Here is a 12,285-nt window from a genome sequence, read left to right on the forward strand (position 1 = left end):
TGCATAGTTTTGTTTTCTATCAATCATTTATCTAACTTAATACTATTCATTATTTTTGGTTGCTTACTTTTTGCGAGGGGATTTGATGAGTTACTTTAATTCTGATGTGTAACCTTCAAGCGTGGTAGGAAACTTCCTCTATGCATTAGTAAGTTGGGGGAGTTAATATTATTTAGTTTTATCAGTTTAATAGTCTTATGTGTTAGAGTAGCAATAGCTACTCTGTTTTTGTTTATCCCATAGAATCCAACTGGGCTCGAAGGTGAGTTTTTTAATTTGCATAGTTTCGTTTCCTATCAATCATTTATCTAACTTAATACTATTCATTATTTTTGGTTGCTTACTTTTTGCGAGGGGTTTTCATCAGTTACTTTAATTCTGATGTGTAACCTTCAAGCGTGGTTGGTAGTTCCCTCTAAGCTAAAGTAAGTTGGGGAGTACTTTAATTTGATTTTTTAATTACATCTTTCTTTTTTATTCTAGGTGACTATTATCTCCGCATTCACATTTTATCTAGAGAATACTATCTACCGTGACAATCCATCCGTCAGCATTCGCTGACACCTTCCTTTACACAAGGAAGGCTTTTGTTTGTGCTAATTTTTAATATCTACATAGGGCAAAGTAACTATCTGAAGATTAGTTTGCTCGGTCCACCAATGTTGGACCCTACAACGGTAACTCAAAATATTTTTTATACTTTCTAGTTAGAAATAATGGATAGTTTCTTCTATGATGATATTTTAAACAAGTTTAAAATATTAAACACTCCTTTGTTACCATTCGGTGATACTTTTTCTGCGAAAACGGCAAACCCTTTATCCCTACTGGACATTTCCCTTAGTAAGGGAATATCTCATGGAGAGAAGTTTTTTTATCTGTGCAAATTTCAAATATCTACATAGGAGAAGTTCTGATTAGAGAAAATTTGTTTCAAGGTATCAGTTGAGTAATTGTCAAAGTAAACCAGTTATAGGTGAAGTTTGATTTGATAATATGAACTTTGAGAAAGTTTCATATAATAAATTTTGCTGAAAAACCCTACACCTTTGAACCTTAATTTCATAAATTTTAATTTATTTTTTGTTGCTAAAAATTTTGATTTTCTGATATAAGTCCCATTTTTGGCATTGCGTTATTTTTTTAGAATGATAAAATATAGGTAAGATAATATTTATTTGCTTTTTATTAATGTTTACATAAGCTGATTTTACATTATTTTTAACGATAGTTAAGGTGTTTGTATGTACGGTGAAATATTTAGGAAAATATATTGAACTTGGTGCTAAAAATGATTATGTAAACGGTAAGAAACTTATCAGTAAGTTATTTGCTGTTACTCCTGATTGGTCGGGTTATTTAGAAAAACAGTAAAAAGAATTAGCTAAAGAAATTAAGAAAATATTAGTTGATATTGAGCATTTGCTTTAGATATGTTTTATTGCTACATTAGGTATTTAATGTAATTATAGAATTCTGAATTTAAAGGGTGATGATAATATGAAAGTAAAATATATAGGTGAGATTAGCCACCCATTAGAACTTATTAACGGCAAGGTATATGAGCGTCTAGGTGAAGAAGGACCTTTTTATAGGGTTATTGATGAAACTGATGAGGATTATTTGTATCCGAAAGAGGAATTTATTGTTGTTGAAGATTAAGTATATAGGAGAAACCGATTTTTTAGTGCTTACTCATAATATTATATATGATGTAATTTCTATTGAAAAAGAATGGTATAGAATTATTGATGACAGTGGTGAAGATTATCTTTATCCACCTGAATTATTTGAAATTGTTGAATCATAAAGGGTGAATATTAATATGACAGAAGAATTTAATAAATTTTTGAAATGGTCATATCTTGACCATAATTGTAGCCGTAGAATAGAGCCTGATGCACCGAAAGAAATAAAGATTGAGGCTAAGAAAGCTGATAAAGATTATTTTAAGAGAACCGGTAGGCATATGCTTAAGATTGATTATTAATTTTTATCTATTATTTTTATAGAAAAATTAATAATCGAACTATTGACAACAGAAGAGAATATTGAATCGATATGAACAATGAAAAATCACTAATAGAAAAATTGCAAAGTGGTGATAAAATTATTTGTCTAGAATGTAAGAAGGATTTTTATATTTCTGCAACTAAAGATATTAGTAAATCATTAGAATTTTATTGTCCAAACTGTAAAAGTATTGTAAGGTTCACACCTAATATTTTGGTTTTGTAATTGAGGTAATGTTATGACAGGAAAATTTGATAAGTTTTATATATGGATGACACCACCAAAGAATGGCTTTAGAAGTATAAAGAAAGATGCACCGGAAGAAATAAAGATTAAGGCTAAGAAAGCTGATGAAGATTATTTTAAGAAAACCGGTGGGCATATGTTGAAGATTGATTATTAATTTTATAGAGGTATTATTATGACAGAATTAAGCGATATTGATAGACTTAGAAAAGGTGAAAAGATATTGTGTCATACTTGCCATAAACATTATTATGATGTTTCTTATTCAAAGAGAGATTTTGTGAATTATTTTCATTGTGAAGACCCTAATTGTAAGGGCTTTGTGCATGAACAGAAAAATATAATGGTTGAATAATAAGTGAATTCCTATTATAAAAGAGTGGGCTATATTGATGGATAACAAAAGAAAAATTATTGATGAATTCCAAGTACTAAATATAGGGTAATTGTAGTTGAGTCAATTCCTAATATTGTTTTTGATAAAGTGAAGATTAATGGACAAATATATGAGTGAGTCCCAACTTCCGATATGAAAAATTGTGTTGTATTTTTATATGATGGTAATGATACTTTCCTAAATTGTGAAGTAGAATTTATATTATAAAAGTAGGTGCTTTATGACAAAAAATAAATAACTTTTAGTGATATTAACTATTTAAAAAGCAAAAAATCCTCTACTAACTATTAACTTAGTTTGGTAGGGGAAATTTTTTTGAAAAATTTAAAATAAATGCACTTTTTTTGCAATATAAATCGTTTTATATATGTGTAGAGTAACTTTATATTATATAGATTTTATTCAATATTTTACCACTGATAATGACGATAAATATATAATATTCTATGTTTTATAACAATATTGTAAGATAAGGTTATTTTTTAACCAGTTTTATTGACATAATTTGTTTTTTAAAATAAAATAGGTAAGGTAACGAGAGGTTTATAAGTCGAATGTTGTAAATTTTATGGAGGAACATAATGAAAAATGTGTTAGAATTTTTTGAACATACAGTTGAAAAATTTCCTAATAAAGTCGGCTTTACTGATGAAAACAGATGTTCTACTTTTTCAGAAACTATGGAAAAGTCAAAGAAAATCGGTACTTCACTTTTACAGTATGGCAACAGAAAAGCAGTAGCAATTTTAATTGATAAAAACTGTAACTGTATTGACAGTATGTTGGGTACACTTTATGCCGGAGATTTTTATGTTGTTGTGGATGTTCATTCACCTAAGGATAGAATTATAAACATTCTTTCTTCACTTGATGAACCTATTATTTTAACCGATAATTCTTCTTTACAGTTGGCTAATGAGGTTAGCAGTAATGAAACAATAGTTGTCTATGAAGAGGCTATTGAAAATACTGTTGATAATGATGGTCTTGATAGCGTTAGAAGTAATATGATTGATATGGATATTGCCTATATCCTATTTACAAGTGGTTCAACAGGTATGCCTAAAGGAACTGTAATCAGCCACAGAGCCTTGATTAGCTATATTAATTGGGTAACTGAAGAATTTAAGTTTGATGAAAATACTTCATTTGGTAGCCAAACACCACTATACTTTAGTATGTCAGTTACCGACTTTTATTCTACAGTTAAGTGTGGCTGTACTTACAACATTATTCCAAAGAAGTATTTTTCTTTCCCACTAAATCTTGTGAATTACTTAAATGAAAAGAAAGTCAATACAATTTATTGGGTACCTACTGCAATTTCAATTCTTTCTAACTGGAAGGTGTTTGATGTTGCAAAGCCTGAATATTTAAGGACTGTACTTTTTGCCGGTGAGGTTATGCCAACAAAACAACTTAACTACTGGATAAAAAGTCTTGATAATGATATTATATATGCAAACCTATTTGGCCCAACAGAAACAACAGATATTTGTACTTTCTATAGAGTAAACAGGGAATTTGCAGATGATGAAAGTTTGCCTATCGGTATTCATTGTGATAACTGTCAGGTGTTTATTGTTAAAGAAGATGGCACAGAGGCCGGTGTTGATGAAGAAGGTGAGCTTTATGCTCGAACAACCTTTATGGCTGATGGTTACTACGGTAATCCTGAAAAGACTGCTGAGGCTTTTGTACAAAATCCACTTAACAAGTATTATCCTGAAAGAGTATACAAAACCGGTGATATTGTTAAGATGAATGATAAGGGTGAGATTATATACATTTCTCGTAAAGATTTTCAGATTAAGAGAAGTGGTTACAGAATCGAACTTGGAGAAATTGAGGCCGGTGCAAACAGTGTTGACGGTGTAAAGGGTTGTGCTTGTATCTTTAACAAAGAGGATAACTGCTTGGCACTTGTTTATGAAGGAAAATCAAAAGATAGTGACAAGGTTATGGATGCAGTAAGGAACAAAGTTCCATCATATATGTATCCTGACAAAATTATCAGAGTCAAGGAACTTCCTAAAAATGCTAACGGAAAAATTGACAGAAACTATCTTACTAAAAATTATAAAGAACTTTAAGGAGAATTATTATGGAAACAGTATTAGAAATTTTAGCAAAAGTAAAACCAAATGTAGATTTTAAGAATGCAACTGCGATTGTTGATGACGGACTACTTGACTCAATGGATATTGTTATGCTTGTTGGTGAGCTTAATGATGAATTTGACATTGAAATTCAGGTAACAGACCTTGTACCTGAAAACTTCAATACAGTTGATGCTATTGTAAAAATGGTAGAAAGACTAGAGGATGAAGACTAATATATGGAAATTACTTCCCTTGTCTTTTTAGCATTTGTTAGTGTAACTTTTGTTGTATATTACTTAATTCCTAAAAAGTATCAATGGGTAGCGTTGCTTAGCGCATCACTACTTTTCTTTGTTACTTCAAGTGCATTGCTAACCTTATATATGCTGTTTACTACTGCAGTAATATATTTTGGTGCAAAGGGAATACAAAAATACAAAGATGAATTTGCTAAAAAGAAAAAAGAACTTCCAAAACCTGAACGAAAAGTACTGAAAGAACAACTAAAGAAAAAGCAGAAGAAAATTCTGATTCTTTGTGTTGTAGTTGTAATTGCAGTTTTGGTTTTGACAAAGTACTGCAACTTCCTTGGTGGTATTGTCAACGGAATTGCAAGTATTTTTACTTTAAAAGATTTATTACCTGAGTTTAATATTTTGTTGCCACTTGGTATTTCTTACTACACACTAATGTCTGTCAGTTACATTACCGATGTGTACAGAGGTACTATTAAAGCAGAAGTTAACCCACTAAGGGTGCTACTGTTTGTTTGTTATTTTCCACATATTGTAGAAGGTCCTTTCGACAGATACGGTGACCTTGACAAGCAGTTTAGAACACCTCATAAGTTTGATTATGACAAGATAAGGCGTGGTGCTATTCTTGTAATGTACGGTTGTTTTAAGAAACTAGTAATTGCCGACAGAATAGGATTTTTCCTACCTAAAACATTTGTAAAGATAGATAACTATTCCGGTACAGCAGTATTTATCGGTATGGTACTGTATACTTTTCAGCTATATGCAGACTTTTCAGGTTGTATTGATATTATCAGTGGTGTGTCTGAAATGTTTGGCATTAAGGTTGCAGAGAACTTTAAGCAACCATTCTTCTCAAAGTCTATTGATGAATTCTGGAGAAGATGGCACATTTCCCTTGGTGCATGGCTAAAGGAATATGTGTTCTATCCTGTCAGCCTTTCAGGTCACTTTAAGAAGGTAAATACCTTTACAAAGAAACATATCAAAAGTCAGCATATTGTTGGCTTTATCACAATAGCCTATACATTGTTATTTGTGTGGTTCTGTAACGGCTTGTGGCATGGTGCAAGTTGGCTATATATTGTTTATGGACTTTACTACTATGTACTGATGATGCTGGGTAAATTTACCGAACCTTATACAGATAAACTGGCTAAGAAGCTACATATTAATAAAGAAAGCAAAGGCTACTCTGTATTTCAGGTTGCAAGAACAGTTGTTATTGTAAATGTTGGTATGCTACTGTTTAGAAGTAGCACACTTGTTGAATTTGGCAAACTGTTTGGCAAAATGTTTACTTCAATCAACTTTATGGATTTTTGTTCAATTATAAAAATCCAAGACGGTATTATATTAGCCGTTGGGTTTGTGGTTATGTTACTGGTTGGCATTATTAAGGAAAAAGGCATTGATATTCGTATGTGGCTAATCGAACATAACTTTGTTATCAGATGGCTTGTTTATTACTTCTTGTTGTTCTCAACTATTATCCTTGGTGCTTATGGTATTGGATATGGTGGAGCTGCAGCAATTTATGCACAGTTTTAGGAGATAGGTTATGAAGAAAAATTGTTGTATAATTATTAGAAGTATTTGCTTTATGCTAATATTTGTTGGATTGCTTTATTATTTTTGTTATGTATTAACAGTAAGAAATGTAGAGAGGTATCCTGTTAGAAATGGATTTTGGCAGACTTATGATGCTGAAGAGGACAATTCTATTGATGCTTTGTTTGTTGGTGACTCATCAATCTTTCATTCAATAAATCCTATGCAGATTTGGAAGGATAAGAAGATTACTACATACAACCTAAGCTATGCAGTTATGAAACCACAAGAGGCTTATTTTGACCTAAAAAGAGCTTTCAAGACTCAGTCACCTAAGACAGTATTTGTTGAAAGTCAGTTTATGGTGGAAACCGAAAGTGATAGCTTTGACTATTTTACTGATGATACAAAGGAAATTGCAGGTTTTATAAATGACCAAATCGGTGGTACTTTGGATAATTTTTTCCCAATTATGAAGTACAAAAGATCATGGAAAAATTTAACCTTTAGGGACTTTGTTTCTAATCATCCAAACAAAATTCGCAGTATTTATAAAGGTTATAACCTTACTATGAAAACTGTTTCATACAACGGTACACATGGCAAGAAAAGCAAAGACAGAGCTTGTTTTGCTGATGAAGGTGAGATTTACTTTAAGAAAATTTATAACCTTTGTAAGAAAAATAATTGCAATGTTGTTCTTCTGAATATGCCTCAGGGTAATGCTTGGAACAAAATAAAGCACAACTTTGTTGCTAAACTAGCAAAGGAATATAACATAAAGTATTATGACTTTGATATGAATTTAAATAAATGGTTGCCTAACTTTTCTTGGAAAACCGATACAAGAGATGCAGGACATCACTTAAACTATAGTGGTGCTAAAAAAGTAACCGGTTTGATGGAAAAATATATGGTAGAAGATTTAGGCTTTAAACCATCAAAGGTTTCTGAAAGTGTCAGAAAACAATGGAATAGAGATGTAAATGACTTTTATCAGGTTGCAGATTTCTTGAAAGCAAGAGAAATGACTAAGGATAGTCCCGAATTCCCACAACCGTTGAAACCTGACTTTTTACCACCAAAATTTTAATTTACGCAAGTGGCAGTATGTACTGTCACTTTTTTTTAGAATAATAAAATTGTAACAATAATCCTTTGGAAATCTAAAAATTATAAATGATGAAAAAAACAGAATTCTTATCTGTGCTACAGAAAAGATTAGAAAAGCTATTACCAACACAAAAATACGGCAAAGTAATTCTAAAAATGCCAAGACTGTTCTTTACTTTGCAGAAAAGATGATTGATTTTGAAAAGTCCGACTATATAGTTGGACTTTTTTAGTAGAAAAAGTGATATTATTGTCAATTTGACTAATATAATATTTAATTATGTTTATATAAAATGGCTAATTAATACCTTGATAAATAGTTAACATTGTTATTAAATTGTTTCCAAGTGTAAAACTGTAGTGAAAATGACTAATGTTTTGTGCAATATGCCAAATGAAATACAATATTATAGTGAATAATGATGAAAATGTTTTGTGCAATGTGCTTAATTGTGAACAGAATATTAATATAATATTCATATATTATTAAAAAATTGTATAAAAAGTAATAATTGAAGAAAAAAGCCTTGCATTATCTGTGCAATAATGATAGAATATAAACATCTTAAGAGAGCAAAAACTCTCAAAAAACTTCAAAAAGCTTTTTCCAATCTTTTGTATTGTTTTGTTATATTTCATAATGTTCTTTTTTCTGGGAAGACCCTCTTATCTTATGAGAGGGCTTTTTCCTTTTGTCCAAAATATGTAAAATCAAAATTTTCTATAATATGTAGATTATTAATTAATATTAATAATTTTGTTACACTTTTGTTATTATATGTGGTATAATTATATATAAGAGTGATTTTTATTTATAGGGAGGATTTTGATGAAAAAATTATTATGCGTTATTATGACAGTAGTCCTGTTTGCTACTACTATTGCAACAGTTTGTGGTGCAACACTAGGTCAGCAAAGTAATGAATTTGCCGAACCACTAAACTCTTGGCGTTACAAGAATGGTTTGCCAATTAGGGGTATTGAAAGTGTCGGTGCATCTAAGAGTAGCAAGGCTTGGAAAAGAACTTCAAAGGGCTTTGTAAATAACTACGGTCAGGTTATTCAAGGTGCTACTATGAAAGGTATTGATGTGTCACAATGGAACGGTAACATTAACTGGGCAAAGGTTGCTAAAAGTGATGTTGACTATGCTATTATACGTGTTGGTTATGGTGATAACTATACATATCAAGATGATACATACTTCAAGAAGAATGTTCGGGGCTGTATTGACAACAAAATTCCTTTTGGTGTGTATATTTATTCCTATGCAGTAAACACATCAATGGCTAAGTCTGAGGCTAACCATGTACTTCGTTTAATAAATGGTTTGAAGTTGGATTTTCCTGTATATTTTGATATGGAAGACAATAGTCAGTTAAAAGGTACTAACAGAGCTACAAGAGGTGCAATTGCCAAAACATTCTGTAATGCAATTACTGCTAAAGGTTATAAGGTAGGCATCTATGCTAACCTTAATTGGTGGAATAACTACCTAACTGATAAGGCATTTAATAATTCAAAGTGGTATAAGTGGGTTGCACAGTATAACTCACAATGTGATTATAAAGGTGCTTATCAGATGTGGCAGTCAACAAGTAGTGGTGTTATTGACGGTGTAAGCAGTGCTTGTGGTACTTTTGACTTTAACTTCTGGTTTGGCAAAACTATCACTTCATCATATGCTCAACCGGTAAAACTAAGCAACACTAACTATACTTTTAAGTATTACGATAAAGAAATCAGCAAAAAGCTAACTGCTACTGTGTATACAACTGATAAAGAAAGAGGTGTTAAGTGGAGTAGCAGTAATAAAGATGTAGCTACTGTTGATTCTAACGGTAAGGTGGTAGCAAAGGGTCAAGGAACTTGTTACATTACTGCAAGAGCAAAATTTGATACTACAAAACTTGCAAGATGTAAGGTAAAGGTTCAGCAGATGGTTATTGATGTTAAGTCAAGTAAAAATATTGTCAGACTTGAAAAACCCGGTTCAAGTTATACTCTAAAGGCTACCTGTACACCTACTAATGCTGATGATAAAAGTGTTAAGTGGAAAAGCTCAAATACTTTGGTAGCAACTGTAAATGCAATAGGTAAAATCTTAGCAAAGAAAAAGGGTTCTTGTACTGTTACTGCTACAACAAATGACGGTACTAAGCTAACAACTGCTTGTAAGGTGACAGTTAAGAAACAGACTGTTACTAAAGTTGCACTAAACAAAAAGTCAGTTGCACTTAATAGAGGCAAAAAGCTAACTCTAAAGGCTACTTGTACACCAAGAAATGCATATAATAAGTCAGTTACTTGGAGTACAAATAATAAGAATGTTGCAGTTGTAAACTCTAAGGGTAAAGTTACTGCTAAGAGAAAGGGTAATTGTTATATTACTGCTACTGCAAAGGATGGTAGCAAAAAATATGCAAGATGTAAGGTAGTTGTAAAATAAAACGGTGGCAAAATTACTTTGACGGTATATTATGTACTAGGGATTATTCCCTATCAACACCATCAATAGTAATAAAAGAAAAGAAGCTTACCAACTAAAAATACCATTTATTATACCTCCAAAATCAACGGCTCTTGCTTATTATTTTTAATAGGCAAGAGTTTTTTCTACATTTATCTTGTTGCAAATATGTTAAAAATATGTTATTGTTTAAGTTAGAGGAGATGGCATTTATGAAGAAAAATAAGGTTATAGCAATTATTGGTGTATTTTTTTCAGCAGTAGCACTGATTGCTTCTGCAGTGGAACTTTGGTATTGTATTGTACATAATATTAATTTTTTGATTATGCCAATTCTTCTGGTTGCAGTTATGTTAATTGTACTGGTTGCTAATATTGTAAACTTAGTGAGAATTAATAAATACAACAAAAAGTTTTCTGAAAAATAATTAAAGTAAGGGATCGTATGGACTTTTATCTACAGTATGGTAATTATTTATCAAACATCTTACAATCACTTATAAAGAACAAAAAACCTGCCCAACCTGATTTTCAAATTGATTGGAGCAAGTTTTTTCACTTTTGTATGCATCATAAGGTTGCAAATATGGTGTATCTTTCAATTAAAGATTTTAATGTACCAAAAGAAGTTTTAAGAAAATTTAAGGATGCTTACAGTAAACTTACTTTTATTGAGGCTAAACAAGAAATTTATTCCACAATGGTTTATTCTGCTTTTGAAGATAATGAAGTTTCTTTCTTACCGGTTAAGGGAATTTTGATAAAAAAGCTATATCCTGTAGAAAATTACCGTAGTAGTGGTGACATTGATATTCTTATTAAAGATAGTGACTTTGAAAAGTCCTGTAAAGTCCTTGAAAGCCTAGGCTACAAAACTTTTGAAAAGCCCAATAAAGGCAATGACTATCATATTAGTTATGAGAAAAATTCAGTACATATTGAGCTACATTCTTCCTTAGCTCCTAAGGACTCTAATTTTTATGATTATTTTAACAAGTCATTTCATAGGGCATATTTAAAGGAAAATTCAAAGTTTCATTATCTTTTAAATAATGAAGATTTCTATATTTATACTCTTTACCATCTTTATAAACACTTTGTTAAGGGTGGGGTAGGTGTTAGATATTTTCTTGATATGTACCTTATAAATGAGAAAATGACCTTTGATAATACCTACCTAAACAGTGAACTGAAAAAGTTAGGACTGTTTGACTTTAACGAAACGGTAAAGGAACTTTATCAGGTGTTTTTTGAAGATAAAAGTCAAGATAATAGGCTTATGGAACTTTCAAGATTTGTATATATCAGTGGTGCTCATGGTGAACAAACATTCTTTGCAATGTCAATGATTTCACCTAAAGACACCAAGAAAAAGGGTTTTTACTTTACCAACAAAATCAAGTATTTTTGTGATGCATGGTTTATCGGCTATGATGCAATGAAAGAAAGGTACAAGGTGCTTGTTAACCACAAATGGTTACTTCCTTTTTGCTACATTCACAAAGGCTTTTATACTTTAATAAAAAAGCCCAAGGCAATTGTTCGTGAAAAAAATCAGATTGCCAATATGAACAAAGATGTGAAGAACTACATTGACTCAATAAATAAAATGGCAGGAATTTAAGAAAAATTTCTGCCTAAAAATAAACACATTTTTCTGCTTTCCTAATAATATATAATGTAAACGGAAAGGAGGAAACCCAAATGTGTAACTGTTTTGGCAATGGAAATTGTTGCTGGATTATTCTTTTAATCATCATCTGCTGTGGCTTCTGTGGTGGTAACGGCAATTGTGGCAACTCAAATGATTGTGGCTGTGGTTGTAACGGTGGCTGTGGTTGCTAAAACCATAAATCGTAACCCTGTAACAATATAGATTTTTTAATTTTTAAATTTATAATTCGTAGATTTTTAATTCAAAGATAATCTCTGATTGTCTTCTTAAAAAAGCCTCACCGTAATAATGGTGAGGCTTTTGCCTTTTGTCTATGTGTTTTTCAATTTTGTTTGTGCGTTAAGATTAATTTGATAAATTTGGGTTTGTGGTGCTAGAACTTGCCTTGTTGTGTGGTAGATATTTAGAATTAATAGAAACCATCCAGCCTTCCTTGTGTAAAGGAAGGGGGACCACGAAGT

At 31.2% G+C, this 12,285-nt stretch carries 15 protein-coding genes; all 15 read left to right on the forward strand.

Features of this window, described 5'->3' with window-relative positions:
• Positions 1 to 1,251: 1,251 nt before the first annotated feature.
• A complete protein-coding gene (locus tag WMO18_RS09425; RefSeq protein ID WP_287933511.1) occupies positions 1,252 to 1,374 on the forward strand; it encodes a hypothetical protein in 123 nt (40 codons plus the stop codon).
• 126 nt (positions 1,375 to 1,500) lie between these two features.
• Positions 1,501 to 1,662 carry a hypothetical protein gene (locus tag WMO18_RS09430; protein WP_287933513.1) on the forward strand — a complete coding sequence of 54 codons (162 nt, stop codon included), beginning with the start codon at positions 1,501 to 1,503 and terminating at the stop codon, positions 1,660 to 1,662.
• Complete coding sequence (locus WMO18_RS09435) at positions 1,649 to 1,810, forward strand: hypothetical protein (protein WP_287933515.1); 162 nt, start codon at positions 1,649 to 1,651, stop codon at positions 1,808 to 1,810. The genes WMO18_RS09430 and WMO18_RS09435 overlap by 14 nt, the downstream gene beginning before the upstream one ends.
• A gap of 15 nt (positions 1,811 to 1,825) precedes the next feature.
• Positions 1,826 to 1,990 carry a hypothetical protein gene (locus WMO18_RS09440; protein ID WP_329980510.1) on the forward strand — a complete coding sequence of 55 codons (165 nt, stop codon included), beginning with the start codon at positions 1,826 to 1,828 and terminating at the stop codon, positions 1,988 to 1,990.
• 261 nt (positions 1,991 to 2,251) lie between these two features.
• Positions 2,252 to 2,416 carry a hypothetical protein gene (locus tag WMO18_RS09445; protein ID WP_367286558.1) on the forward strand — a complete coding sequence of 55 codons (165 nt, stop codon included), beginning with the start codon at positions 2,252 to 2,254 and terminating at the stop codon, positions 2,414 to 2,416.
• 18 nt (positions 2,417 to 2,434) lie between these two features.
• Complete coding sequence (locus WMO18_RS09450) at positions 2,435 to 2,614, forward strand: hypothetical protein (protein ID WP_287922773.1); 180 nt, start codon at positions 2,435 to 2,437, stop codon at positions 2,612 to 2,614.
• A 623-nt stretch (positions 2,615 to 3,237) separates the two neighbouring features.
• Positions 3,238 to 4,749 (forward strand): AMP-binding protein, encoded by a 1,512-nt coding sequence (locus WMO18_RS09455; RefSeq protein WP_211148277.1) that lies wholly within the window; start codon positions 3,238 to 3,240, stop codon positions 4,747 to 4,749.
• Between the two features lie 11 nt (positions 4,750 to 4,760).
• A complete protein-coding gene (locus WMO18_RS09460; RefSeq protein ID WP_022505992.1) occupies positions 4,761 to 4,991 on the forward strand; it encodes a phosphopantetheine-binding protein in 231 nt (76 codons plus the stop codon).
• A 3-nt stretch (positions 4,992 to 4,994) separates the two neighbouring features.
• Positions 4,995 to 6,566: an MBOAT family O-acyltransferase gene (locus WMO18_RS09465; RefSeq protein WP_367286559.1), complete on the forward strand. Its 1,572-nt coding sequence runs from the start codon at positions 4,995 to 4,997 to the stop codon at positions 6,564 to 6,566.
• A gap of 10 nt (positions 6,567 to 6,576) precedes the next feature.
• On the forward strand, positions 6,577 to 7,659 hold the full coding sequence (locus tag WMO18_RS09470; RefSeq protein ID WP_211148279.1) for a hypothetical protein: 1,083 nt from the start codon (positions 6,577 to 6,579) through the stop codon (positions 7,657 to 7,659).
• An 86-nt stretch (positions 7,660 to 7,745) separates the two neighbouring features.
• The gene (locus WMO18_RS09475) at positions 7,746 to 7,871 is read left to right on the forward strand and encodes a hypothetical protein (RefSeq protein ID WP_282435504.1); all 126 of its coding nucleotides are present in this window, start codon (positions 7,746 to 7,748) and stop codon (positions 7,869 to 7,871) included.
• 637 nt (positions 7,872 to 8,508) lie between these two features.
• Complete coding sequence (locus WMO18_RS09480) at positions 8,509 to 10,128, forward strand: Ig-like domain-containing protein (protein ID WP_211148280.1); 1,620 nt, start codon at positions 8,509 to 8,511, stop codon at positions 10,126 to 10,128.
• Positions 10,129 to 10,361: 233 nt separating this feature from the next.
• Positions 10,362 to 10,577, forward strand: a complete 216-nt coding sequence (locus tag WMO18_RS09485; RefSeq protein ID WP_294672852.1) for a hypothetical protein — start codon at positions 10,362 to 10,364, stop codon at positions 10,575 to 10,577.
• A gap of 17 nt (positions 10,578 to 10,594) precedes the next feature.
• Positions 10,595 to 11,773 (forward strand): nucleotidyltransferase domain-containing protein, encoded by a 1,179-nt coding sequence (locus WMO18_RS09490; RefSeq protein WP_367286560.1) that lies wholly within the window; start codon positions 10,595 to 10,597, stop codon positions 11,771 to 11,773.
• An 80-nt stretch (positions 11,774 to 11,853) separates the two neighbouring features.
• Positions 11,854 to 11,994 carry a hypothetical protein gene (locus WMO18_RS09495; protein ID WP_022505372.1) on the forward strand — a complete coding sequence of 47 codons (141 nt, stop codon included), beginning with the start codon at positions 11,854 to 11,856 and terminating at the stop codon, positions 11,992 to 11,994.
• Positions 11,995 to 12,285: the final 291 nt, after the last annotated feature.

The organism is Ruminococcoides intestinihominis (assembly GCF_040096285.1).
In the GTDB taxonomy this organism is placed as follows: domain Bacteria; phylum Bacillota; class Clostridia; order Oscillospirales; family Acutalibacteraceae; genus Ruminococcoides; species Ruminococcoides intestinihominis.